Annotated in this window: 24 protein-coding genes; 12 read left to right on the top strand and 12 right to left on the bottom strand. The window is 53.9% G+C overall.

Annotated elements, in window-relative coordinates; all coding sequences use genetic code 11:
* Positions 1-66 precede the first annotated feature (66 nt).
* The 7 genes from lysA (at position 67) to O5O45_RS23945 (ending at position 7,977) form a co-directional block, all read left to right on the top strand.
* Positions 67-1,338, top strand: a complete 1,272-nt coding sequence (gene lysA / locus O5O45_RS23975; RefSeq protein WP_305901842.1) for a diaminopimelate decarboxylase — start codon at positions 67-69, stop codon at positions 1,336-1,338.
* Positions 1,339-1,350: 12 nt separating this feature from the next.
* Positions 1,351-2,181, top strand: a complete 831-nt coding sequence (dapF, locus tag O5O45_RS23970; RefSeq protein WP_305901841.1) for a diaminopimelate epimerase — start codon at positions 1,351-1,353, stop codon at positions 2,179-2,181.
* Between the two features lie 119 nt (positions 2,182-2,300).
* On the top strand, positions 2,301-3,032 hold the full coding sequence (locus O5O45_RS23965) for a DUF484 family protein (protein ID WP_305901840.1): 732 nt from the start codon (positions 2,301-2,303) through the stop codon (positions 3,030-3,032).
* Between the two features lie 36 nt (positions 3,033-3,068).
* The gene (gene xerC, locus O5O45_RS23960) at positions 3,069-3,974 is read left to right on the top strand and encodes a tyrosine recombinase XerC (RefSeq protein WP_459077236.1); all 906 of its coding nucleotides are present in this window, start codon (positions 3,069-3,071) and stop codon (positions 3,972-3,974) included.
* Between the two features lie 225 nt (positions 3,975-4,199).
* Entirely contained in the window at positions 4,200-5,936 is a 1,737-nt protein-coding gene (locus tag O5O45_RS23955) for a GGDEF domain-containing protein (protein ID WP_305901839.1), read from the top strand.
* 223 nt (positions 5,937-6,159) lie between these two features.
* Positions 6,160-7,200 carry a response regulator gene (locus O5O45_RS23950; RefSeq protein ID WP_305901838.1) on the top strand — a complete coding sequence of 347 codons (1,041 nt, stop codon included), beginning with the start codon at positions 6,160-6,162 and terminating at the stop codon, positions 7,198-7,200.
* Positions 7,201-7,353: 153 nt separating this feature from the next.
* Positions 7,354-7,977: a response regulator transcription factor gene (locus tag O5O45_RS23945; protein WP_011394293.1), complete on the top strand. Its 624-nt coding sequence runs from the start codon at positions 7,354-7,356 to the stop codon at positions 7,975-7,977.
* A 13-nt stretch (positions 7,978-7,990) separates the two neighbouring features.
* On the opposite strand, the gene O5O45_RS23940 is transcribed toward O5O45_RS23945, so the two are convergent.
* The 3 genes from O5O45_RS23940 to O5O45_RS23930 all read right to left on the bottom strand — a co-directional run bounded on the left by O5O45_RS23940 (position 7,991) and on the right by O5O45_RS23930 (position 10,888).
* On the bottom strand, positions 7,991-8,224 hold the full coding sequence (locus tag O5O45_RS23940) for a hypothetical protein (protein WP_305901837.1): 234 nt from the start codon (positions 8,222-8,224) through the stop codon (positions 7,991-7,993).
* Between the two features lie 99 nt (positions 8,225-8,323).
* Positions 8,324-10,324, bottom strand: coding sequence for an ATP-binding protein (locus O5O45_RS23935; protein WP_305901836.1), 2,001 nt, complete (start codon positions 10,322-10,324; stop codon positions 8,324-8,326).
* Between the two features lie 330 nt (positions 10,325-10,654).
* Positions 10,655-10,888 (bottom strand): DUF2789 domain-containing protein, encoded by a 234-nt coding sequence (locus tag O5O45_RS23930; protein WP_305901835.1) that lies wholly within the window; start codon positions 10,886-10,888, stop codon positions 10,655-10,657.
* 262 nt (positions 10,889-11,150) lie between these two features.
* Here O5O45_RS23930 and O5O45_RS23925 point away from each other — a divergent pair, with 262 nt between their 5' ends.
* Entirely contained in the window at positions 11,151-13,691 is a 2,541-nt protein-coding gene (locus O5O45_RS23925; protein ID WP_305901834.1) for an ATP-binding protein, read from the top strand.
* Positions 13,692-13,865: 174 nt separating this feature from the next.
* Positions 13,866-14,231, top strand: coding sequence for a hypothetical protein (locus O5O45_RS23920; RefSeq protein ID WP_305901833.1), 366 nt, complete (start codon positions 13,866-13,868; stop codon positions 14,229-14,231).
* A 28-nt stretch (positions 14,232-14,259) separates the two neighbouring features.
* Here O5O45_RS23920 and O5O45_RS23915 read toward each other — a convergent pair whose 3' ends face one another.
* From O5O45_RS23915 to O5O45_RS23895, 5 genes are all read right to left on the bottom strand, one after another.
* Positions 14,260-14,451, bottom strand: a complete 192-nt coding sequence (locus O5O45_RS23915) for a CPXCG motif-containing cysteine-rich protein (RefSeq protein WP_305901832.1) — start codon at positions 14,449-14,451, stop codon at positions 14,260-14,262.
* An 80-nt stretch (positions 14,452-14,531) separates the two neighbouring features.
* Positions 14,532-15,323: a hypothetical protein gene (locus O5O45_RS23910; protein WP_305901831.1), complete on the bottom strand. Its 792-nt coding sequence runs from the start codon at positions 15,321-15,323 to the stop codon at positions 14,532-14,534.
* Positions 15,324-15,391: 68 nt separating this feature from the next.
* Complete coding sequence (locus O5O45_RS23905) at positions 15,392-15,685, bottom strand: DUF2470 domain-containing protein (RefSeq protein WP_127968028.1); 294 nt, start codon at positions 15,683-15,685, stop codon at positions 15,392-15,394.
* 161 nt (positions 15,686-15,846) lie between these two features.
* On the bottom strand, positions 15,847-16,398 hold the full coding sequence (locus tag O5O45_RS23900) for an alpha/beta fold hydrolase (RefSeq protein ID WP_305901830.1): 552 nt from the start codon (positions 16,396-16,398) through the stop codon (positions 15,847-15,849).
* Between the two features lie 51 nt (positions 16,399-16,449).
* Positions 16,450-17,007 carry a thioredoxin family protein gene (locus tag O5O45_RS23895; protein WP_305901829.1) on the bottom strand — a complete coding sequence of 186 codons (558 nt, stop codon included), beginning with the start codon at positions 17,005-17,007 and terminating at the stop codon, positions 16,450-16,452.
* Positions 17,008-17,106: 99 nt separating this feature from the next.
* On the opposite strand from O5O45_RS23895, the gene O5O45_RS23890 reads away from it, so the two are divergent.
* A complete protein-coding gene (locus O5O45_RS23890; protein WP_305901828.1) occupies positions 17,107-17,694 on the top strand; it encodes a hypothetical protein in 588 nt (195 codons plus the stop codon).
* 25 nt (positions 17,695-17,719) lie between these two features.
* Here the strand turns inward: O5O45_RS23890 and O5O45_RS23885 are convergent, their stop codons facing one another.
* The 3 genes from O5O45_RS23885 to O5O45_RS23875 all read right to left on the bottom strand — a co-directional run bounded on the left by O5O45_RS23885 (position 17,720) and on the right by O5O45_RS23875 (position 20,359).
* The gene (locus O5O45_RS23885; RefSeq protein WP_305901827.1) at positions 17,720-18,109 is read right to left on the bottom strand and encodes a hypothetical protein; all 390 of its coding nucleotides are present in this window, start codon (positions 18,107-18,109) and stop codon (positions 17,720-17,722) included.
* A 68-nt stretch (positions 18,110-18,177) separates the two neighbouring features.
* On the bottom strand, positions 18,178-18,843 hold the full coding sequence (locus tag O5O45_RS23880; RefSeq protein ID WP_305901826.1) for a GntR family transcriptional regulator: 666 nt from the start codon (positions 18,841-18,843) through the stop codon (positions 18,178-18,180).
* Positions 18,844-19,324: 481 nt separating this feature from the next.
* Positions 19,325-20,359, bottom strand: coding sequence for a Leu/Phe/Val dehydrogenase (locus tag O5O45_RS23875; RefSeq protein ID WP_305901825.1), 1,035 nt, complete (start codon positions 20,357-20,359; stop codon positions 19,325-19,327).
* A 374-nt stretch (positions 20,360-20,733) separates the two neighbouring features.
* On the opposite strand from O5O45_RS23875, the gene O5O45_RS23870 reads away from it, so the two are divergent.
* A complete protein-coding gene (locus O5O45_RS23870; RefSeq protein WP_305901824.1) occupies positions 20,734-21,555 on the top strand; it encodes a hypothetical protein in 822 nt (273 codons plus the stop codon).
* A complete protein-coding gene (locus O5O45_RS23865; RefSeq protein WP_305901823.1) occupies positions 21,533-22,387 on the top strand; it encodes a fructosamine kinase family protein in 855 nt (284 codons plus the stop codon). Before O5O45_RS23870 ends, O5O45_RS23865 begins: the two co-directional genes overlap by 23 nt.
* A gap of 10 nt (positions 22,388-22,397) precedes the next feature.
* Here the strand turns inward: O5O45_RS23865 and O5O45_RS23860 are convergent, their stop codons facing one another.
* A complete protein-coding gene (locus tag O5O45_RS23860) occupies positions 22,398-23,342 on the bottom strand; it encodes an NADP-dependent oxidoreductase (protein WP_305901822.1) in 945 nt (314 codons plus the stop codon).
* Positions 23,343-23,599 lie beyond the last annotated feature (257 nt).

Here is a 23,599-nt window from a genome sequence, read left to right as displayed (position 1 = left end):
GATCAGGTCCGGCCACTGCGTCGTCAGAGGCCAGAGCGACACCCGTTCCGCAGCTTGAGTTGACCTATGGACCACTTTGAATATCGCAATCATCAGCTCTTCGCTGAAGACCTTTCCGTTCAGGAAATCGCCGAGCATTACGGCACACCTTGCTATATCTACTCCCGGGCCACGCTGGAAAGGCATCTGAAAGCCTATCAGACTGCGATGGACGGCTATCCCCATATGATTTGCTACGCCGTCAAAGCGAACTCCAATCTCGCGGTGTTGAATGTACTGGCGCGACTGGGTGCGGGTTTCGACATCGTTTCCGTGGGCGAAATGGAGAGAGTGCTGGCGGCGGGCGGCAAGCCGGAGCGAATTGTCTTCTCCGGCGTCGGTAAGCTGGAACATGAGATGCGCCGCGCCCTGGAAGTCGGCGTGCATTGCTTTAACGTGGAGTCCGCACCTGAGCTGGAAAGGCTACAACAGGTCGCCGCGAGTATGGGCAAAAAAGCGCCAATCTCCATCCGCGTCAATCCCGATGTGGACCCGCAAACGCATCCCTACATCTCCACCGGGCTCAAAGAAAACAAGTTTGGCGTCAGCATTGATGAAGCGCTGGATTTGTATCGCTCCGCGGCCGCGTCGCCGCACTTGGACGTCATCGGCATTGACTGCCACATTGGTTCGCAACTTACTCAGATCAGCCCGTTCTTGGATGCGCTGGAGCGAGTGTTGAATATCATTGAGACATTGCGCAACGAAGGCATTCAACTCAAGCATCTGGATTTGGGCGGCGGCCTGGGCGTTACCTACAACCAGGAAACGCCGCCGCATCCCAACGAATACGCCCGCGCCGTCATGGAGCGCCTAAAGGGCAGCGGTCTGACGCTGGTGCTGGAGCCCGGGCGTTCCATCGCCGCCAACGCCGGGTTGATGGTCACTCGCGTAGAATATCTGAAGCATAACGGCCACAAAGACTTCGCTATTGTCGATGCGGCGATGAATGACCTGATCCGCCCGTCTCTCTATGGCGCCTGGCAGAATATCGTGCCGGTGCGGCAGCACAGCGAAGGTAAAGAAGCGCGTTATGATATTGTCGGTCCGGTATGCGAAACCGGCGACTTTATTGGCAAAGAACGTCTCTTGAACCTGAAACCGGGAGATCTGCTGGCGGTACGTTCAGCAGGAGCTTATGGCTTCGTTATGAGTTCAAACTACAACTCTCGCGGCCGCGCCGCCGAGGTGATGGTGGATGGCGACAAGCACTACCTTGTGCGTCGTCGCGAAACTATCGAGGAGTTGTTCGCGGGAGAGTGCGCGCTGCCGGAGAGCGCTTCGGTAAAACCTGCATAAAAGTGAGCTGAAATGTTAATAAAGTTCACCAAAATGCATGGTTTGGGCAACGACTTCATGGTTGTCGATCTCATCTCCCAGCATGCGCACTTCCGTCCGGAGCAAGTGCGTAGACTGGCCGATCGCAACTTCGGCGTAGGCTTCGACCAGCTGTTGATCGTTGAGCCGCCTGGACGCCCAGATGTGGATTTCAGATACCGTATTTTCAATGCCGATGGCTCAGAAGTGGAACAATGCGGCAATGGCGCTCGTTGTTTTGCGCGCTTTGTTAAAGAAAGCCGTCTGACCAACAAAAAAAATATCCGTGTGGAGACCAAAAAGGGAATTATCGAGCTGATTGTGAACAAGGATGGCCTAGTGACCGTGGATATGGGCGCGCCCAGACTGACTCCGGCGGAAATTCCTTTTCTCGCCGAGACGCAGGAGACCATCTACCCGATTGAAGTCAACGGCGTGATGTATGAGATCAGCGCGGTTTCCATGGGCAATCCGCATGGTGTATTGGTGGTGGACGACGTCAATAAAGCCCCGGTGCATAAACTGGGCAAAGCGTTGGAAAATCATTCTCGCTTTCCCGAACGCGCCAATATTGGATTTTTACAGGTGGTTCACCGCCGCTTTGCTAAGCTTAGAGTGTTCGAGAGAGGCGCCGGAGAGACGCTGGCCTGTGGCACTGGCGCTTGTGCGGCGGTGGTGGCGGGCAGGCTGCGCGGCCTGTTGGATCGCAAGGTGGAAATCAAGCTGCCGGGCGGTAACCTCAAGATAAGCTGGGAAGGCGAGGGCCATCCGGTCATGATGACCGGTCCGGCGGTGCGTGTTTTTGATGGTCAAGTAAGGATATAGCTCGGCAGGGACACTGACAGGAATAAAGTAGACGGACTATTAATACAAACGTCAGGCATACAACCGGAACTCGCAAGCCCTGATAGGCGCTAAACAGAGTTCCGGCAGTGGAGTGGTGAATGAATAATCAGGCAAAGCGCAGTGACGAAAATCCGGCGCTGACAGCAGAAGCTGTGGTGGCTTACCTGCGTGAGCACCCCAACTTTTTTGTTGAGCATGAAGAACTGCTCAATGAAATACGGCTGCCGCACCGGTCCGGCGCGGCGATTTCCCTGGTTGAGCGACAAATCAGCCTGTTTCGGGAACAACGCGATCATTATGAGCGGCAACTGTACGATTTGATCGATACGGCGCGTCAGAACGACCGCTTTTTTGAAAAGAGCAAACGCTTGTTGATGAACTTGCTGGAAGCACGTTCACTGGATGAAGTGGTGATTGTGCTGGAAGACAGTTTCACCGGCGACTTTCAGGTGGACTTCTGTAGCTTGGTGCTGTTCGCTGAGCATAAAGACTTCCCGATCAGTAATGTTTCTACCGCTTCGCTGACGGAATCCTCTGATGCGTTGGGCGAAGAGCTGCTTAACAGCGTCAAGGCGGTTTGCGGCAATCTGGAGCCCAGACAGCTGCAGGTTTTATTTCCTCACAACCACTCTGACATTGCGTCCTGCGCGGTCATTCCACTTAGATACGGCGACTTGTTGGGAATGCTGAGCATCGGCAGTCGCAATGAGCGTTATTTCAATACCAGCATGGGATCGTTATTCCTGTCTTACATCAGTGAGTCTCTTAGCCGTATGCTGCCGCCTTTATTGGCGAAAGAGGGGCGGGGAGACGAGCATTTCCCGGATTAGTCACTGGTTGCGGGTCCTGCGGTCGGAGAGTTTTCCATGAGCTTGTCCACACAAGTAGAGGCGTTTATTGCGTATCTGCATAGCGAACGCCGCTATTCCGTGCATACCGTCAGTAACTACACTCGCGATTTACGACGTGTTGTCGCGTACTGTGACGCTAATGGCGTCGCTACCTGGAAAGACCTGCATACGCCGCAGCTGCGCCAGGCTCTCAGCGAGTTTCATCGCCGTGGGCTCGGCAGTCGCTCATTGCACCGTTTGTTGTCTACAGTCAGGCGTTTTTATGAATACCTCTTGCGAGAGCGTGTCGTATACGAAAACCCCGCCAATGGCGTACGCGCCCCGAAAATGACCAAACGTTTGCCAGCGACCATGGATGTCGATCAGGCCAAGCAGTTACTGGATTCACCGGTAGAAGACGAAGAACTGGACATACGCGATCAGGCGATCGCCGAATTATTCTATACATCCGGCATGCGCCTGAGCGAGTTGGCGGGGTTGGACTTGGCGCATCTGGACTTGAGCGAGGGCCTGGCCAGGGTGTTGGGGAAAGGCGGCAAAGAGCGTCTGGTGCCCGTTGGCGGTCAGGCTCGTAAGGCGCTGCAGGATTGGCTGCAGGCGCGCGCGTCGCTGGCGGGAGCGGGAGAGCCGGCGGTCTTCGTCAGTCTGCGAGGCGCGCGTTTGTCCCGTCGCAGCATACAAACCCGACTGCGCCAATGGGCGCAAAAGAAAGGCTTCAGCGGCCGCTTGTACCCTCACTTATTCCGCCACTCTTGCGCCAGCCATCTATTGGAGTCCAGCGGCGATCTGCGGGCCGTGCAGGAGTTGCTTGGGCACGCAGATATATCCACTACGCAGATCTATACCCATTTGAACTTCCAGCATTTGGCGGAAGTCTACGACAAAGCCCACCCTCGCGCTCGCAAGCGTAAGTCCGATTAGTTTTCACGCAGAGACTGTTTGCCCTGCAAAAACGACCCTGGCGTCTGCATTTGCGACCTTCTCTTGGTTTGCGTTCAATGTTTTAGAAACCGCCTATACTCATAGTGAACCGGGTAAGCAATGATGACTGCCTGTCCGACGCCGGTTTTACTTTACGTTCAGTGTTCAGGTGTCCAAGGAATGCTGAATGCACTGCTAACATCCTGAAAAATTAATCCTTTCTTCATGGCTTCTGAAAACGATCGTTGGAAAAAAAAGTATTTCGACAAGCTGGATGAATTCGAGCAGTTGGAGTCTGGTCTTAAAGAACGCATCCATGTACTTGAGCGTATTGTTGTCCGCGTCAGTCTGGCGGCGGAAGGAGTGGACAAAGATCTGGATCGGGAACTGGAAGCGCTACGCAATATTCTGAGAAGAGAAAACGGAAGCTCCCGTGAGCTGAACCAGCAGTTGGAAACCATAGAGAAACGCGTACTGGCGCTGGATCAGCACAAGCAGGCGATCTCCAGCGGCGTGTTGGAGGCCTTGGGTGAATTAATAGAACAGCTGTTGCAACAGAGTGTTTCGCGGGAGGCCCGTAAGCAGCTAAAGAAATATGGCAAACAACTCAAGGAGCGGGTGGAAGATCTACGACATTATCCGCAGTTATTGAAGGAGTTCTCGCAGTTACAAGCGGCGGCGCTGCAGGAGCTGTTTACGGAGTCAGATGGACGTAAGGAAAAGAAAGAAGGCTTTTTAAGTCGTTTATTCGCCAATCGCGACGGCGGAGAGAGCGTCGCTCAAGAGGAGCAGGAGGACGATATTGAGGCTCCGCCGCTGCAGGCTCAGGATCCTGAAGAGAGTCGCTATGCGCTGGAAGTGGGGCAGGACGCAGCGACGACGACACTGGACGGGGAAAACTTCGAACCCGGCTTTTCTGCGATCGCCGATCATGTGTGCACGTCTTTGAATCATTTGATTGATCAGTTGGTATTGCCGCCGAACATGCTGGGGGATTCTGAAAAACTAAAGAACAAAATCAGCGGGGGCCTGAACTGGTATGAGCTGGCCCCAACTCTGGACGATGTGGCTGCGCTGGCGATTGCAGCGGTTGGCCGGGGGCAACGTGAGTTTGAGAGTTTCTTGAAGGCGCTGGATGAGCGCTTGGCCAGCATTCAGAATTTTCTTCAGGGAAGTCAGGCTAATGTTCAGGAGTCGCGAGACAATAATGCGGAGCTGGAAAAAAGTGTGCGGGAGCAAGTGACTTCCATGCAGGAGAACGTGCGTGGAGCGACAGACATAGACTCGTTGAAATGCTCTGTACAGCACAACCTGGATACTCTGATTTCCTCCATCGACCGCTTCATGCATAAAGAGGCTGATCGAGAGGCTCGGCTCAGCGAAGAAGTTGAATTGCTGCACCATCGCCTGCGGGAATTGGAGAGTGAGTCCGGCGAAGTGCGCGAACGTTTGGAAATAGAACGCGCCAGAGCGCTCACAGACGCTCTTACCGCGCTTCCGAACAGGGAGGCCTATGAAAATCGCGTGCGCGATGAGTTTGAGCGCTGGCGACGCTATGGCAATCCGCTGACGCTGGTGGTGGCGGATATCGATCGCTTCAAAGAGGTGAATGACAAGTTCGGGCACTTGGCGGGAGACAAAGTTATTCAACTGATCGGCAAGGAGGTCTCGCGCCGAATACGCAAAACGGATTTTATCGCCCGCTATGGCGGTGAAGAGTTTGTCGTCCTGTTGCCTGAGACACCGGCCAGTATTGCTGCGGAAGTGATGGATAAGACCCGTGAGATGATTTCCCGGCTACCCTTTCATTTTCGTAATGAAAAAGTCCGCATTACCATGTCCTTCGGCGTTTGTGAATTTCACGGCGACGCAACGGTGCAGGGGGTATTTGAAAAAGCGGATCAGGCGCTTTACAAAGCCAAGCGAAGCGGTCGTAATCAGGTGCAAATTGCGGGGGTGTGAAGCGTAGGCATTTTGCCTATTTGCAATAGCCGGTTAGTTATAGGCGTTAGTTTTTAATGCATACTCCATCACGGTTCTGCTAATGGGCTAGTCCTTTCGGGTTAGGTTAAACGGGATGAATCATCCTTCGGGCTTATTGTTTGGGTCGTAAACTTATGTAACATTTTGTGATTAGCTAAGTGGATAGTTAGCATTAATCTAATGTTGCATATAGGGTTTACCCATGTCACGCGAGTCCTCCAAACATCAAGACGCAGGTCTGTTTAAAAGACTCTTGTCAAAGCTTGGATTAGCGAATGGCCGTTCTGGCGGTCGGGATGGAGCCCAAATCAATTATGAACTCAATTGGGAAATGAGCGCCATGGAGGCGTTGCGGGTGAGTACGCTCGGCTACGCTTCACCTGCAGCCACAAGTAAACTGGTTTCTTCGCAAAGCGAGACATTGAAACCGGCCGCTCATTCCGATATGCCGACGTCGCAACCGGTAATGTCGCCGGCCAAACAAGCCGTGAAGCCGGACGCGCAGTCTGTAATGGTGGTGGATGCTTCCGACAACCTGCATGCGACGCTCGACAAATTATTCGAACACATGGGCGTGCGTTTGGTATCCGCACGCAGCGGCGCTGAAGCGCAGCGCCTTATAAATACGATCAAGCCCGCTTTGATTCTGGTTGACGCCGCCCTCCCAGATATGGAGTGGGCGCGCTTGGCGACTTGGATTCGCCGTAACGAACAGCTTACTGAATCCCCCATCGTGTTGATGGCGGAAGACGATAGGGAATTAGAGCACGTCTCTCATCCCTGGCTGGAGATCAACGACTTTCTGCTCAAGCCGTTCAACTTATATGGCTTGCAGGATATGTTAAGCAAATACTGTCGGCTTTCGGCGAATGTCGCCAAACCGGCGGTGCGTGGCGTACTGGGATTGGTGGTCGATGACGATGAGCAGCGTTTGGTGTTACGACGCTTTCTTAGTCGCAAAGGCTATCACGTACCGGTAAGTTGCTCGCCGGACGCCAGGGAGTGCTGTCTGTTATTAAACGGCTCCAAGGAAGTAACCAGTTGGCTCGTACAGATACAGGACGAGGATAAATGTATCGAGGTCGTTAGCGAATTCGACTCGCTCTATGATGCGCCAGTGCTAGTGGGACTGGAAATGGCGCCCGATAGTTCTCAGACCGGCAAGGAGCGTGGGAACTGGGAGTCGAGACTACTGGACAAGCTGTCCAAAGTGGCGGCCAAGGACGAGTTAGATGCCGCTTAAGACATCGAACAGGTCAAAAAAACGATAGATTAATTATTAGTCACAAACGGGAGTTTGCTATAGTTTAGGTATGTGTCCGATACGCATAGGCAATACTCGCATAAGCAAGCATACTGCTGTTTGTCTGAACCCTTAATTCAACGCCAAGTAACCATGAATAACAGATTCGTAATTACTGATGACCACGGCATTTTTCGCAGTGGTTTAAAACTGATCATTAGTGGTCTGTATCCTGATGCAGAAATCCTGGAAGCCGCCTCGGGATCGGAAGTGTTTCGGTTGCTAAACGCCAACACTGACGTGGATTTGGTGTTGCTGGATCTCAGCATGCCGGATAGCCAGGGGCTTGAGTTGTTACGCAAACTCAAGCAGGAATTTGTCATGACGCCCTTCGCTGTTATTTCCGCCAGTGAGGAAGCGGCTTTGATTCAGGGCGCAATTCAATTGGGCGCGCTGGGTTATGTACCCAAGTCGTCTTCAAATGCGGTTATCGCCAGCGCGATCCAGCTAATGCTTTCCGGTGGCGTCTATATCCCGCACGAATTGCTGCGCACCGGACACGATGAAGGCATGCCCACAGGCGACATCTGCCTGACTCCACGCCAACATGAGGTGTTGGGACTGCTGGCGGAAGGGATGTCGAACAAGCAAATCGGCACCAAGTTAAGCATTGCGCCAGGCACCATCAAGGCGCATATCGCCGCTATTTTCAGAGAACTGAACGCCGCCAACCGTACCCAGGCGGTTCATCGCGCCAGAGAACTGAAACTACTTTAAAAGCGTCTCTGAGCTAAATGCTTCCCGTAGTCTTTGCCCCCTCGCAGAGCTGCGGGTAGCTCCTACTTATACCACTTTCTCCCTTTCTATAATCGCCTTCCACAGCCACAGCCACAGCCACAGCCACAGCCACAGCCACAGCCACAGCCACAGCCACAGCCACAGCCACAGCCACAGCCACAGCCACAGCCACAGCCACAGCCACAGCCACAGCCACAGCCACAGCCACAGCCACAGCCACAGCCACAGCTATCGATTCAGGTTACTCGAACAGGAAGATAAATGTATCGCGGAGGATGGCTGGGAATCAGGAAGCCTTAAAAGTACTTCCTGATCCAGAGCGCTATCACGAGGTCTGAGGCGCGCCCATTTTCAGGACGGACATGCAAACCGAGCGTAATTGCGCAGGTTTGATTGGTTTGTGCAGCAGTGGGTAGGGGGAGTCGTAAGCCAGCTTCACCCTGTCCGGCGCCGTATCCCCTGTTATCAGCAGGGAAGGAATATTGGAGCGGAAGTGCTGATGCATGCGTTGAATCGCGTCAAGCCCGGTCACACCGGCCTGTAGACGCAGATCGCTGATAATCAGATCCGGCTTTTGCTTATAGGACTTACAAAGATCCAGCGCCTCTTCGATGGACTTCGCGAGTATGGGCTGCAACTGCCATGATTCCAGCAGCGCTTTCATTCCCAGCAGGATGGAAGCGTCGTCGTCGATTACCAGCACTCTTTCATAGCGCAGTGGCGCAACAGTCGCCTTGGGGGGCGCGGGGCGTTGTGATTTGTTCAGTCCAAGTGGCGCGATGATCTCAAAACGGGTGCCTTGCTCCAACTGCGAAGAGAAGCGAATTGGATGATTCAGCAACTGACAGGTGCGCTTGACGATAGATAAGCCAAGTCCCAAGCCTTTACTGCGGTCTCGCTCTGGATTGCTCAACTGTACGAACTCTTTAAACACGGAACCTTGATCATCCGGCGGAATGCCGGGGCCGCTATCCCAAACCAGCAGACGGGCTCGCTTGCCTTCCCGTTTGCAGCCAATAAAGATAAATCCGCTTTCTGTGTATTTAATGGCGTTGGAAACCAGATTCACTAACACCTGCTCAAGCAAATGAGGGTCGGAATAGATGAATGAGCGGCTGGGAACAATACGCAAGTCCAGGCCTTTATCCATCGCCTGCTGACGGAATACTACTTCCAGGCGGTCATAAATACGCTGTAACGGGAAGTGTTCCTTCTTCGGCTTGAGTACGCCGGCTTCGAGCTTGGAGATATCCAGAAGCGAGTTGAACAACTCTTTCATGGTTTCCAGTGAGCGCGCCAGATTGCGATGGATTTCCTGCGCTTGTCTGGTGGTCAGCTGTGGCTGCAGGGCTTCGATAAACAAGCTCATGGCGTGTAGCGGCTGGCGTAAATCGTGGCTGGCCGCCGCCAGAAAACGGGTTTTATCCTGATTGGCTTTCTCAGCCTCCCAGCGCGCCTGTTTGGCCGCCAGAGCAGAGGCTTTGGCGTCGAACTGCTGTTGCACGAACTTTTTGTTTAACTCCACCAGTTCGGAGGTGCGCTCATGCACCAGCTTTTCCAGATGACGGCGGTGGGTTTTTATTTCGTCTTCGATTTCTTTGCGACGTCGCAGTTGTGAATCGATACCCAGCAACATTTGGTTAATGTGCGACGCCAGTACGTCCAGTTCATCCTGAATGCGCAGGGCTCCGCGTAAAGGCAGCAAATGTCTGGCGGGGCGATTGTAGTTAATCTGCGCCAAACGCTGCAGGATGCCGTGCAACGGACGTTCAATGGCCTGGCTTAGCTGAATGCTGTGGAACAAGTAAAGGATGATGAGGCAGGCCAGTCCGGTGCTCCAAAGAGGCAGTGTTTGCTGAGCGAGTTCCTCCATCAATACCGCGGGCTGCAGCTCTACCCAGAGTTCGCCTTTTGCTGCGTTTTGAGGCGCCGTGGCGGCGGTTGGCAATTCAAAGAGTTGCGCGCCGATTACGGGTAAGAAGCTAAATATGGCGTGCCAGGGCCTGCCCTCTTTTCTCTCTATTTCGTAGCGCAACAACACCGCGCCCTGTTTTTCCCGCAAAATGGCTTCCCGCAGCGGCAGCAGTTTGTTCAGGGTCTGTAAGGTGGCGATAGCCTGGGATTCGTTTTTAGCGGCCAACGCCGTAGTCAGGTCTTCCTGCATGATGGAGACGCTGTTGTTCATGGCGCTACGCCATTTCTGCTCCAGTGTCAGCCAGCTCAACGCAAGCATGACACAGGCCAGTAACATGCCGAACAACAGATAGGCCAACAGGGTTCTGCGCCTTAGCCGATGCGAAATGTATTGCTGATTATTGAGATTCATCCTGACGCCGCGCTGAGCTGTGAAATGGGTGTGGCATTGTGTAATCCGGTCAACTTCTGTAGCGCAAAACTATTATGGAGGCGCTGCCTCAAAACGCTCGCCGTGACAGTCGATCAAGGCGCTGAAGATGTGTGCGGGATAACCGCGGCCGATTACAAACAAAGCCGGCGAATTGCGCATGATACTACGTCTGTCGGCAAGAATTAATCTCCCAACCCGTTTGGACTAGGCCCGTCTGGCGCGGCCTAGGCGACTATTTTGAAAATGAAACGTCCTATCAGACTGGCGCTATGTAAACTGATAAAAAATCCTTTCTGAGCAAGCTTCTACCTAGTGACGAAGCAGTGCGTCGAGTTCGTCGATAGCTTCGCACCAATCAGAGTCCTCTTCCCAGGCTTGCATGATGAATTCGCGTTGCGCTTCATTCCAGAATGGCGCTTCAGCCAGGTGAACTGCGCTGTTTAGTGGGCTGTGACTGCTAATCCATTGTTTTACCTGGGCTGGGTCGTTTTCCAGACCAAGTTGGGCGAAGAGCGTGTTCATGTTATGAGTCGATGTATCCATCAGACGTCTCCTCTCAAAGTTTGTGTCGAGCTTGTGATCAGCGTCTCAATCCGTCCGCAGCAACACCCAAAGTATAGGCGAAGTTCAAGCGCAGCGGCCAATTGCGGGCGGCTGTCAATAATGCTCAATCATGCCATAATGTTACCCGCTCCGGCCGCAGGGCTTCGCCGTCATATTCTGAGCCGGACACCGATCACAAGGGGACAGGGCGGGTGACGATCCGTTTTAATTCAAATCTATTGTTCTGCACGGGCTTATCGGCATGAGGGCGAAACGATGCGTCGTTCGTCAACAGCTTTGGTCGACGCGTCTGGGCGTGGCGTTTTTGTTTCTGCTATGGGGATGTCTGGCGCCGGCGAGCGCAGATGAAGGCGCTGCGGATATACTGACCCCGTTCGAGCGCTCCTGGCTCCAGGCGCATCCCAATATTCGCATCGCTGGCGACCCTCACTGGCCTCCTTTTGAGATGATCGACGAGGAAGGCAATTACCAGGGCATTGTGGCGGATTATATTCAGTTGCTGGAGCAACGCCTGAATTATCGTTTTGAGCGCACCCGACGCGAAAACTGGACCGCCACCCTTGGCGCCATGCAGACTCGGGAACTGGATGTTATCGCCGCCGTAGCGGTGACGCCCCGTAGAGAAGGGCGTATGCTGTTCTCTGAGCACTACCTTTCTTATCCCATTGTGATGGCGGTCCGTGATGAGATGCGCTTTATCGGTTCCCTGGAAGAACTTGACCGGGAGCGCGTCGCCGTCGTTAAGGATTATGCCAGCCAGGACTTTCTTCTGATCAACCACCCCAACCTGAATCTGGTGTTTGTGGACACGCTGGAAGAGGGGTTGCTGGGCGTCTCCAATGGAGATATTGATGTTCTGATCAGCAATATTCCCAGCATCAGTTATTTGGTCAACCATCTTGGCGTCAGCAATATCAAGCTGACTGGCATCACCCCATATACTTATGACATCGCGATTGGCGTGCGGTCAGACTGGCCGATTTTGACGCGGATTCTGGACAAGGGCCTTAACACTATTACTACCGAGGAGCAGGAGGCGATCTACAAGAAATGGATCACCTTCAGCTACGAGGAAAAAATCGATTATGCGCTGGTCTGGCGTATCACTACCGTAGCGGTGGTGGTGATTATCATCTTTCTGTATTGGAACCGTAAATTATCGCGGGAAGTGGCGGAGCGGATTCGTTCTGAAGAGGCGCTGCGTAAGAGCGAAGAGCGTCTGCGGGCGGCGATGAAACACGCTGAGCATCTGGCGAAGGCGGCGGATTCCGCCAACAAGGCGAAGAGCGAATTCCTCGCCAATATGTCTCATGAGATCCGCACGCCGATGAACGCCGTTATCGGCTATACCGAGCTGCTGGAAGGGCTGATCCATGACGCCAAGCAGAAATCCTATCTGGATGCTATCAAGAAGGGCAGCCGGGCTCTGCTGACCATCATCAACGATATTCTTGACCTGTCCAAGGTGGAGTCCGGCAAGTTGCGCATCGAATACGCGCCTCTGGATCCGCACCGTCTGTTGCAGGATGTGGCGCAGATATTTTCCGCCCGCATTTCTCAGAAAAAACTGGATTTGCGCATTGTGCTGGATGATCAGTTACCGCACTCGCTGGTGTTGGATGAGGTGCGTCTGCGGCAGGTGATATTCAATCTGGTGGGCAACGCAATAAAATTCACCCATGATGGTTACATTTCCCTGAGCGCGAAGGCGTCCTCCATTCCTGGCGATGACGACCACATTGAGCTGGAAATTGCAGTCGAGGACAGCGGTATTGGCATTGCGCAGGATCAGCAGGCGCGGATATTTAATGCTTTCGAGCAGCACGAAGGGCAGAGTAACCGTCAATACGGCGGCACGGGACTTGGTTTGGCCATCAGCAAAAAACTGGTGGAGATGATGAACGGAGAGATCGGCCTCAAAAGTGAGTTAGGTAAAGGCTCCCGCTTCGAAATTCGCCTGCACCACGTCTCCGTTAGCCAGCGTAAGGAAGAGAACAAGTACGAGTTGCGTTCCGCCAAGGCTCCGCGATTCCGGCCGGCGAAAATATTACTGGTGGATGATGTGGAGACGAACCGCAAGTTGATTAAGGAATTCTTCAGCGGTACGGAGCTGATCATTACGGAAGCCTGCGACGGGCGCGAGGCGCTGACGCTGGCGCGTCAGGAGAAGCCGGATCTGATTCTGATGGACTTGCGTATGCCGCGCATGGACGGTTATGAGGCGACTCGTCTGCTCAAGCAACATCCGCTTACCGCCAAGATTCCCGTCATCGCTTTGACAGGCTCTACACTGGCGGATGAGTTTGTGCGCATCGACCAGCTTGGTTTTGCGGACGCTCTGCGCAAACCGATTGAACGCGCGTTACTGTTTAACGTGCTGACCCATTATTTGGCTGTGGTGAAAACCAAGAAAACGAAGACAGAAAGTCCACCGGCGCGTGAGCGCGCGAAACCGGAAGCCAAAGTGAAGCCAGCGACGGAAGCGCAAATGAACTCTATGGCGCAGCAAAAATTGGCGTCGGAGCTGAAGCAGGAGCTATGGACTGATTGGGAAGACTTGAAAGACAGTGGCGACCTGCAGCGCGTGCAGGAGTTCGCCAGTCGTCTCAGCGCCATGGCTGAGACCTATGCCCATGAAGGATTGGAGGAGTACGCCCGTTCGTTGTCGACCCTGGCGTCTCAGTTTGATCTGCAGGGATTGCAGGCGCAGTTGGCGGCTTATCCTCAGGAGGTGGAGAAGCTGGTGTCGGAAGCGGAAGATGGAGTCAAAAATACCGCATAACCTGTTGTAAGCACCCTAACTGACGGGAGATTGACGTAGTTTTTCTTCTCTTGCAGTCAAGTTTGCGTCGACTTTGTAAACCAATGAAAAACACGCTGGTTTGCGGCGATGCTATGAACAAGTTTGGCTAATAATTATGCAGTGTTCATTTGAACGCTTCAGGGGAGAAGGTCAATGGTACGTCAATGGTTCTTTGTTTTGATGGTTTCCATCGGTTGCGCCCCAGCCGTTTTCGCAGAGTCGCCTACCCGACAGCTGCACTTGGCTCTTGCTGACATGGAGAGAATCAGCTCGGATATGTATTTCATTGGTTATCAGAGCGTGGAGCTCAGTCAGCCCGATCAGTACGGTGTAAGGAAATACATGGTGCTGGATTTTCGGTTTACGGAACAACTGGCGCACAAAGATACCGACGCCCAAGTGCGGCGAATCTGCCGCAGGGTGCTTGATAATCCCGTACTGCTGAAGGACTTGTCCTCAATGGGATACGAGATGGTGTCAGTGGCCTTCGACGAAGCCGACCAGTTCGATTGTCTCTGATTAACGTCAGCCGGCGCATTAGCGTCGGCTACGCTTCATCCTCGCTTCTGACGCATAAGTCCAGCACATCCCCTTCATAACTGCAGGTTACGTGTACGGACATTGAGCGGCAGCAGATACGGCAATCTTCGTAATAGTCCTGAATCTCGGTGGAGCAGTCGACAGCGACAGTCTGGGTTTCTCCGCAATAAGGGCAGGAAACCTCACAGTAACGCAACATTTCTACTTTCTCGGGCAAATACAGATAAGTATTTAAGTGATAGATCAAAAATTGCGCTTAGGCAAGCGCATTCGGTTTTATCACGCGTTTTGCTCCAACCGCTGACGTATGAGCCCCAGCAGCATTAAGTAAAGGGTCGCGGCGGCGAAGCCGGCAAGTGTGCCCGTGAGGACGCCCAGACTGGCGTACGTCAAAGCCACCGTCAGGGTGTAAGCGAGTAAAGAACCGAGCCCGATGGGATAGAACTTGATGAGTGTGCGGGCTGGCTCCGGTCCATAGCTCAGGTGAACAATGAGTAGGAGAGGAAGAAAGGTCACCGGAAACGCTGCAAACAGGCCCGCCAATAAGGGTTCGCCCAGATAGGCTAAGGCTGTGATCGCCAGCACCAGGGCTGAAGACATAAAGCCACGCAGAAATAGCACCGGGTAGGTCAAACGCACTGATACGGCGATATTCACTGAAGGAATATTTTTGTAGGCGAAGGCGATCAACGTGACGCCAACACCGGCAACTGCCAGGTTACGCCACAACCCCTCACTGATCAGGCTGAGTGCGCCATTCGCCGCGACGAAGGCGAAAATGCCCGCCAGGGGCGCCCACATGGCGGAGTAAGGTAGTTTAAGGCAGCCCAAATAGGCAGTCGTCATCGCCAGCGCCGCCAGGAAACCAAGTAAGGCGTGGGACGCGCTGGCGGCGGCGAACTCTGGACCCTGTTCAATCCCGATGAACGCCAGTGCGATAGCGGTGCCCAAGGGAAAGCCGGACAGCAAGCCGGCGGTGCGAGTGCTTACTCTCTCTGCGATCCAGGCCAAGCCCATTACTGTCGCCACTGTGGTGACAACCTTGGCCGCCTGCAATATCAGGATGTCCACGAGGAGACTCTGATAAAAGCAGATGAAAAACCCGATTTGAGATGGCGCGTTTCTATGGAGTCCGGCCTCTAGTAACTCTTCTCACTGGCGAGTCCGGCTTTGGCTTGTTTGGCCATTTCCACCAAGACTTGTCGCGCCTCATCCGTTGAATGAATCGAGCGAATCAGGGGGACGGACAGTTTACAGGAGAGGCTGTGAGCGATCACTTGCAAATAAAGCTCGTGGCTGGTGATCTCCGTCAACTCTGCGGACACCACGTCATGGACGCCGCCATAGTAGCGAACGTAATTACAGAGCGTCTCTGCGTGGTCGTCGTTCATGTGTTGAATAATGCCGGCTACGTCTTGGGTGGAAAGGGTCATAGCTTCAAGTTCCGATGGTTATTAATATGGCAATGATATTGGCATGTTAATAATCAGGCGCATGGATGCGCCTGCGCGGCAGTTAGCCGCGGGAGACAGGGCCTGACATGTGCAGGCTCTGTCGTTTCAGACAAATAGAAGGAAGCTATTTGTCTGCCTGATTAATAGTATGCTTTGGCGGCGCTATAACAGGTCGCTTGCAGCCTGTTTCCGACGTCATGCAGTCGCGCCGCCAGAAAATCCTCGAACCAGCCGCCGATGTGCGGCAGGCTGATTAATAAACGATGGTTGTCATCGACAAAGTGCAGGGTGCAACGATGCTGGCTACCCCATTTGAGTACATTTTGCGGCTCAATCAGGTGATCCCGCCAGCCATGCACGACTTCCGTATGCGGCGCTGACGGTTCCAGCCAGGGGTCTGCATAGCCGGGCAGGCCGATCGCAGGGGCCAACAAAAACAGGCCTTCGACGGGGTGATCCCGGGAAACTTTCAGTGAGACATAAGCGCCCATACTGGAGCCCACCAGAATCAAACGCTCGTCGCCGGGCAGTTGCTTTAACAAGTGCTCCGCTCGCTCGTCAGGGTCAGGCATGCCGCGGTAATCGACGCTGGTGATGGAAAAGCCCATGCGTCCTGCGATGTCCGACAAGTACTGAATTTTTCCGCCCCAAGGACCGCTGTCGCGACCGTGGGAAAAAATGACCCGCCACATTGTCTAATCTGTCGCCTCCGCTGGTTTGTCGAGGATTCGGCGATACAACCGTTAAGCGTCGCGCCACTTTATATTGCAGCCCATACTCGGGCGTTGATCGGAGGCAATTTCGCCGCCGTTTAACAACGCATCCACCGCTTGGCGCAAATCTTTTCCTGTGATGGGCTTGTCGGCGCCGGGGCGGCTGTCATCGAACTGCCCCCGATAAACCAGGCGACGTTGGGCGTCGAACAGGAAAAAGTCAGGTGTGCAGGCGGCATGATAGGCTTTGGCGACTTCCTGCGTCTCGTCGTATACGTAAGGGAACACATATTTGTAGCGCGCCACTTCCAAAGCCATGTTTTCCGGGGAGTCTGCTGGGTAGGCGCTGGCGTCGTTGGCGTTGATGGCGATGACGCCAAGGCCTTTGGCGGCGTAGTCGCGGGCAAAATCCGCCAGCGCTGTTTTCAGATGAATGACATAGGGGCAGTGATTGCAGATGAACATCACCAGTAACGCAGGATCGTCGCTGAAATCCGCCAGCGACCAGTGGCGTCCCTGAGTATCGCTAAGATTAAAGTTCGGCGCGCGGGAGCCCAGTGCGAGCATGGTGGAAGAGGTCAGGGCCATTGTAGTCTCCTTCTTTGTTTTCCTGGGGGAATTTAGCGTATTGACTGGCAAGGCTGACGGGTAGAGTTTACCATTAAAAAGAAACTGAAGGAGATATGAGTGGCGCAATACGAATTGGTGTTTACTGGCGGCTTGGTGGACGGTTTTCCCCTGGACCAGGTCAAGGAAAATGTCGCTAAGTTATTTAAGGCGTCGCCCGCGCAGGTGGATCAGATGTTCTCTGGTAAGGCGGTGGTGCTGCGCAATCGCCTGGATGACGTCACCGCCCAGAAATATAAAGCAGTGCTGCATAAGAATGGCGCCGTTTGCCTGATTCGTGAAATGGGGGCGCCGGAGATCCAGGAGCCTGCGCCAACCGCGCCACCGTCCGCGCCTGCTCAACCTGTTGTGCGTGAACCCGCGCCGCAGGCGACTGCGTCAGTCAAGCCGGTTAAATCTTCTGCGCCAGCAGGCGGTCTGCCTGTCGCCGGCGAGAAGGTGGATGAAATTTTGTCAGATGTGGACTGGGATATCGCCCCGGTCGGATCAGTGATGGCGGAACATCACGAGACCCCGCCTCTCCCTGAGCCGGATTTGTCGCATCTGCAACTGGCCCCTACTGGCAGCGATCTTGGGCAGAAGAAAAAAGATCCGCCGCCGCCGGCTCCGGACACCAGCCACCTCAAGCTTGAAGAACCCCGCAAATAGGACTCCATGCCTATAAGCGTCCCGCTTAGTGCAAAGGCCCCATCAGCTCGTAGAACTCTTCTGGGCAGGGGCCGCTGTATTTTTTATAGCGAATCGCCCGAAACTCCTCTCCCTGCTGCGGGCTCGGCGTTCCTGGCGGCGTGGGATAGATAAACTCCAGGTCTCCAGGATAAAAGCTCATTAGCCACTGGCGGGGATAGATCTCCAGGACTTCCGCTACGCCTTTCAGCGGACGGAAGACGCAGGTTTCCTTCTGCTTTGGTTTGCTCCTTCGAGCCGGCGGTTTGGGGTCTGGCGTCTCAGGTTCAGGAGTGGGTTGCACATCTTCGACGGCCGGCGCTTCCGGTTGCGGTTCGGGTGCGTCGGGTTGCGTGGTTTTTCCGGCACAGCCAGCCAGTAGTGCGAATCCGAGCATAAGCGGCAACACTTTACCATAACCGGAAGAATAAGGCCGGGCTAAACGACCGATTATCTGCTCTGCTCTCACCGCCGTGTCTGCGCTCTCACACACTCAATAACTTGCCGCCGCTGGCTTTCCGCATAGGAGGCCAGGATGGATTGCAGGCTTTGTTCGTCACGTTGATGGATGGCGTCCAACGAGCTGCGCATGTAAGACAGGTTGTCTTCAATGATTCTGGGGCCCTGACGCAAGGCCATAAAGCTGCAGCGCTTGGCGGAGGGCCAAAGGTCGTTGACCATGTTGATAATGAAATAGTTGTCCGCATAGACCAATGAGGCTTGCGTGTATTCGACGCCGATCTTATGGAAATTCAATAGATCGCCTTTTTCAAAGCAGGTCTTCATCTGTGTATAAAGCGATTCCAGGCGCTCCATATCATGAGGACGCCAGCTACGCACCAGTTTGACGCCAGTGTGGCTCAATATCAGCAGCAAAGTCTCATAAAGGCTATCGACGAAATGCTCGTTCAACTCAGTGACAAATGCGCCTTTGCGGGGCACGTTGGTCACAAGATAGCGCTTTTCCAGCAACAAAAGAGCCTCTCGGATGGAGCCATGGCTGACTTCCAGCTCTTTTGACATGGCGTTCTCGAAGATTCTTTGGCCGGACTGCAACTGGCCGAGCACGATGAGATCTTCCAAATGCTGGGCGACCTGCTCGGTCAGGGTCTCCTTGGGTTTGAACGTCATTTTTACCCCGATGCGGGCGAACGAAAGATGGGATAGGGTTACAGGGCGCTAATGGTTGCATAGAAATTGCTTGAAGAAAACCGCAGAAGCCGCAACCTGCGGGTGGATTACGGTTTTAGCGAATAACAAAGCGTTCTCAATAAATAACTTAAAGTTATATGGAGCGGCGCCGATAACCCTGAAGCAGACTGTGCGTTCCTATAAGTGCCTCAGGCAAAAAAAAAAGCGGAGCCGCATCCGGCTCCGCAAGCGCAGCAGATAAAGAACGTTCCCTTACACGTCGACTACACACGAACGAGAGCAATCGCCAGTGTCTGACGCTCAATCGGGGGCGTCCTTATAAACCAGTGTAGACCGTTCCCGGTCATTTACCATCTGGGAAATTCCCTGTTCGCCCCGTCATTCGCGGGCGGACGGGGAATTGACTCCGTATTTTTCCCGTTTTTTGCGAATTTGCGTCCTGGCGCAGCTCCATTTCATATTAAGCAGCTTCGGAAAGTCCTTGATAAAGCCGAATTTCCGCCAATTGGTCAGCAATTTCACTGGTCGGTGCGCGCTGTTGTTCTGATTGAGTAAAGATTTCCGTCAGGGTGTTGGCGATTCGCGCTGTTTTGTCGTCAATGAGTAACTGTTTATTACCGCTATGGTGCAGTGACGCATAAATCAGCCCGCCGGCGTTAATGACGTAGTCCGGCGCGTACAGCACTCCGCGTTGGTGGAGGGCGTCGCCGTGGCGGGTTTCGCCCAGTTGGTTGTTCGCTGAACCGGCGACAATAGCGCAATGAAGTTGCTTCAAAGTGTTGTCATTGATAACGCCGCCAAGGCCGCAGGGCGCAAAGACGTCGCAAGGCGTGCGATAGATATCAGCCGGGCTTACCGCTTCCGCATTGAACTCTTCCTTTACGCGTTTGATACGTGCGGAATCAATATCTGTGACGACCAGTTTGGCGCCGGCCTGATACAGAAACTTGCATAGGAGATAGCCGACATTGCCGACCCCTTGTACGGCGACCTTCACTCCGCCCAGATCACGCTTGAGCTTGTAGGCGACGGCGGCTTTAATACCTTCGAATACGCCACGGGCGGTGTATAGAGAAGGGTTGTCCTCGTCGCTGGTGCTGGTGACGTGATGGGTCTCGCTGCGGATGTAATCCATCTCCCTGGCGCTGGTGCCGGAGTCGATCGCGGTGATGTAGCGGCCGTTTAGAGATTCGATGAAGCGTCCGAAAGTGCGAAAAAGCGTTTCTGGATCGTAAGCGCCTTTGGGTTTCATGATGACGGACTTGCCGCCGCCCTGTTCCACGCCCGCCAGCACAGCTTTGTAGCTCATGCCTCTGGCCAGCCTAACGGCGTCCAGCAGGGCCGCCTCCGTGGAATCGTAAGAGATAAAACGGCATCCGCCCAGGGCGGGACCGAATCGGGTATTGTGAATAGCGATAATCGCTTTGAGCCCACTGTCTGCATCGTCTCTGACATGCAATTCGTTGACTCGATATTTGTCGAGCAGATCAAACATGACTGCACTCCTCTTAAAAACTCACGTTGCAGCTAAGGGGGAAGGAGACTTGTGGTCGCCGCGCCATGCTGGAGCCGTGAAAGGTGATAACCTCGCGTTAACAGAGGAAACGCGCTTTTTTATTTTGGGCGGATGCGCTTTGCTGTAAGAAGCTAAGCGTCCGCGTTAGGAGTTATATCCCGCATCAAAGTCGGGTCATAACCTCGTTTGAGTATAAAACGACCTGGCCGCTTAATAAACCCGCTGTCAGGTCCGGGAAAAATACTGTCGCAGTGACAGAGCGGAGCGGCTTGGCTATGCTCTAAGGTATCGGAGAAACCCATTAAAAATAAATAATTAAGCTGGCGCTCCAAAGCGTAGAGGAGATTCCGGCCGTGCGTACGATTGAAGAACTTGCGCTGACGAATGAATTGATGAAATGGGCGTACGTGAAGCAACTCACGTTGCACCCTGACTCGGAGGATTTATCCGCCATTCTCGAACAACACCCTAAATTAGTGGTGGCGATGAATCATGGCCCGGCGCTTGGCGCTCTGGCCGCGGCAATTGCTCTGATGCATGCGTATTTACGTAGCGGCGGCGAAGAGCGCGTGCCTTTCGCGTTGACCTGGCGAGGCTATTATCAGGCTCCGGTGCTGAAACAGCTCTTTACGATGCTGACACAGGTTGACCGCGCCTTGTCGTTCAATGATGTATTGCGACTGATGCGAGCCAGTCGCTACACGGACTGCCTTATCATGCCGGAAGGTGAGAATTGCAGCTTCGGAGATGGTCTGAACGTGCAACCTTTCCTGAGTCCACGTTTTATTGAGCTTTCCTTACGGTCGCGAGCGCCATTGTTACTGTGCCTGCATCAGGGCGCGGAATCCTGGGCCAGATCCGTGCGCATTCCTCCATGGCTATTGGGCGTGGGAAGAGTGTTGCCTAGAAACATGGAGCAGCGGCTGCGGGATTCGCGAATGCTCAGCATTCCCCGCTTCCCGCGTAAGCTCAGTAATCTGAATGTGATGTTCCGACTTTATCATCCTCGCCTGTTGGAAAAAGATCTCAGCGACGACGCGTCGATCAGGATGCGCCAGCTCTGGCAGGAGGCCTGGCAGATTCACGCTGTCATGCAATCCCATATTGAAAACATGGCGCAGGCGACGGCGCCCAGCTTACATGGAAATGACTATGAACTTCACTCAGGAGGTTAGCGCGTGGCTGTCGGAGAACGGATATGGCGAGCTTGAGTCGTCTCAGGCCGTCGCTGGAGGCTGCATTAATCAAACGCTGGAGATTCACACCAGTCATAAAGAGCGGTTTTTTCTGAAATATCATGGCGCTCCGCCGGTGGGCATGTTTTCGGTGGAGGCGCGCTCATTAGATATATTGCGTGACGCCAAAGGCGTGCGCGTGCCTGTGGTTATCGCCAACGCGGAGAACTATCTGCTGTTGGAGTGGGTGGAGCCCCATGAGAGGGCGCCGGATTATTGGGCTCGCTTTGGCGAAGGGTTGGCCAGGCAGCATCAATCCATCGCGCCGGAATATGGTTTTGGATTCGCCACTTACTGCGGAACGACCTTACAGCCCAATGATAATTACACAGACGGACATGTGTTCTTCGCACAGCAGCGTTTGCTGTTTCAGGGGCAGCTCGCCTATGACAGCGGCAGGCTGGACAGTGGCGCTATGTGGCGTTTGGAAGCCTTGTGTCGCAAGCTTTCGGAATTGGTTCCACAGCAGCCGCCATCGTTGCTGCATGGCGATTTATGGTCCGGCAATGCGCATCAGGATGAAAACGGCGCTCCCGTATTAATCGATCCCGCCTGCTATTACGGCTGGCGCGAGGCGGAGCTGGGTATGACTATGTTGTTTGGCGGATTTGGAGAAGAATTTTACGCCGCCTATGAAGCGGCGTATCCGCTGGAAGAAGGCTGGCGCGACAGAGTCGACATCTACAATCTTTATCATTTATTAAACCACCTCAATTTGTTTGGAGGGGGTTATTCCGGGCAGGTGCTGCGCATATTAGGCGCATACACCTGAATGGCGCGCTTTAGTCCATCGTCAGTACGATCTTGCCGCGCACGTGTCCGCCTTCCAATAGTCGATGGGCCTCCGCCGCTTGCGCCAGCGGGAAAGTCGCTTGCACTTCCACGTGCAACTTTTCCTTGGCGGTTGAGGTCAATAACGCCTGTAGGCGACGTGGATCGGGATGTACGGTATAGCCGCTGGCCTGTTTCCCCTGGACCTTGGCCGCGTCGCAAATAGACGTTGCGCTGATGGTCGGCAAGGTCACCAAAGCGCCTTTGGGGGAGAGAAAATCCAATGCCGCCAGGCCCGTTTCTCCGCCCACGGCGTCAAAAACGAAATCCATATTGCGCAATTTTTCCAGCTCGTGCGGATTGTGGTAGTCCACGGGGGTGATGCCCATGCTGCTCAGAAAATCGTGATGGGGTTTGGATGCGGTACCCCAGACATGAGCACTCTTGCTCTTCGCCAATTGCGCGGCGAGATGTCCAACGCCCCCTGCGGCGGCCAGAATAACGACTTTTTGTCCTGCGCACAGCGCGCCGACTTCGAACAACCCCTGCCAGGCGGTCAATCCGGCCAGAGGCAGCGCGGCGGCTTGTACATAGGAAAGCTCAGCGGGAATTTTGACCAGATTGTCAGTGGATAAGGCGATATATTCACTGTAACCGCCGGCTGGCAGAGGGAAGTTAAGCAGGCCGCAAACCCGGTCGCCGGGCTCAAAGGACAGGCCTGCGCCGTTCACTTCAACAATGTCCCCTGCGATATCGTATCCGGGCGTCCAGGGCATACGGGTTTTGACCTTCTCGGCCACGAATCCCAAGCCTCTGCGTGTTTTATAATCAATGGGATTGACGCCGCAGGCGCGCACTTTGATCAGCGCTTGATTGGGGGCGGGCGTCGGGATTTTCGCTTCGGTCAGTCGTAAAGTGGACGGGTCGCCAAATTCACTTATCTGGACGATCTTCATGGGGGAAATACCTCCTGTGAACAACCTCTAAAGACGGCCTCACTGCAGGTGAGTATTATTCTTTTGAGTTATTTAAACGTTATTTAATGTGGGCAAGTATACCTTTTCGAGGCGTCAGTTTCAGTGCGGCGGAGACGTTTATTTGTTTGCGTTTTAATAGAAAAGACTTGACGTAGCGGTGAATTGCGGGTGGATTTTTAATTGAGAATAAATAGATTATTGTATATAGCGCATAAGTTAGGCGGCGATGCGAAAAC

The organism is Hahella sp. HNIBRBA332 (assembly GCF_030719035.1).
Classification (GTDB): domain Bacteria; phylum Pseudomonadota; class Gammaproteobacteria; order Pseudomonadales; family Oleiphilaceae; genus Hahella.
Note: the sequence above shows the minus strand (reverse complement) of the source record. Positions and strands in the feature narration are given on the sequence as shown.

Bases quoted from the DNA above. Each gene is read 5' to 3' on its own strand.
- lysA (WP_305901842.1), top strand. From the start codon at position 67: ATGGACCACTTTGAATATCGCAATCATCAGCTCTTCGCTGAAGACCTT.
- dapF (WP_305901841.1), top strand. From the start codon at position 1,351: ATGTTAATAAAGTTCACCAAAATGCATGGTTTGGGCAACGACTTCATG.
- O5O45_RS23965 (WP_305901840.1), top strand. From the start codon at position 2,301: ATGAATAATCAGGCAAAGCGCAGTGACGAAAATCCGGCGCTGACAGCA.
- xerC (WP_459077236.1), top strand. From the start codon at position 3,069: ATGAGCTTGTCCACACAAGTAGAGGCGTTTATTGCGTATCTGCATAGC.
- O5O45_RS23955 (WP_305901839.1), top strand. From the start codon at position 4,200: ATGGCTTCTGAAAACGATCGTTGGAAAAAAAAGTATTTCGACAAGCTG.
- O5O45_RS23950 (WP_305901838.1), top strand. From the start codon at position 6,160: ATGTCACGCGAGTCCTCCAAACATCAAGACGCAGGTCTGTTTAAAAGA.
- O5O45_RS23945 (WP_011394293.1), top strand. From the start codon at position 7,354: ATGAATAACAGATTCGTAATTACTGATGACCACGGCATTTTTCGCAGT.
- O5O45_RS23935 (WP_305901836.1), bottom strand. From the start codon at position 10,324: ATGAATCTCAATAATCAGCAATACATTTCGCATCGGCTAAGGCGCAGA.
- O5O45_RS23930 (WP_305901835.1), bottom strand. From the start codon at position 10,888: ATGGATACATCGACTCATAACATGAACACGCTCTTCGCCCAACTTGGT.
- O5O45_RS23925 (WP_305901834.1), top strand. From the start codon at position 11,151: ATGAGGGCGAAACGATGCGTCGTTCGTCAACAGCTTTGGTCGACGCGT.
- O5O45_RS23920 (WP_305901833.1), top strand. From the start codon at position 13,866: ATGGTACGTCAATGGTTCTTTGTTTTGATGGTTTCCATCGGTTGCGCC.
- O5O45_RS23915 (WP_305901832.1), bottom strand. From the start codon at position 14,451: ATGTTGCGTTACTGTGAGGTTTCCTGCCCTTATTGCGGAGAAACCCAG.
- O5O45_RS23905 (WP_127968028.1), bottom strand. From the start codon at position 15,685: ATGACCCTTTCCACCCAAGACGTAGCCGGCATTATTCAACACATGAAC.
- O5O45_RS23900 (WP_305901830.1), bottom strand. From the start codon at position 16,398: ATGTGGCGGGTCATTTTTTCCCACGGTCGCGACAGCGGTCCTTGGGGC.
- O5O45_RS23895 (WP_305901829.1), bottom strand. From the start codon at position 17,007: ATGGCCCTGACCTCTTCCACCATGCTCGCACTGGGCTCCCGCGCGCCG.
- O5O45_RS23885 (WP_305901827.1), bottom strand. From the start codon at position 18,109: ATGCTCGGATTCGCACTACTGGCTGGCTGTGCCGGAAAAACCACGCAA.
- O5O45_RS23880 (WP_305901826.1), bottom strand. From the start codon at position 18,843: ATGACGTTCAAACCCAAGGAGACCCTGACCGAGCAGGTCGCCCAGCAT.
- O5O45_RS23875 (WP_305901825.1), bottom strand. From the start codon at position 20,359: ATGTTTGATCTGCTCGACAAATATCGAGTCAACGAATTGCATGTCAGA.
- O5O45_RS23865 (WP_305901823.1), top strand. From the start codon at position 21,533: ATGAACTTCACTCAGGAGGTTAGCGCGTGGCTGTCGGAGAACGGATAT.
- O5O45_RS23860 (WP_305901822.1), bottom strand. From the start codon at position 23,342: ATGAAGATCGTCCAGATAAGTGAATTTGGCGACCCGTCCACTTTACGA.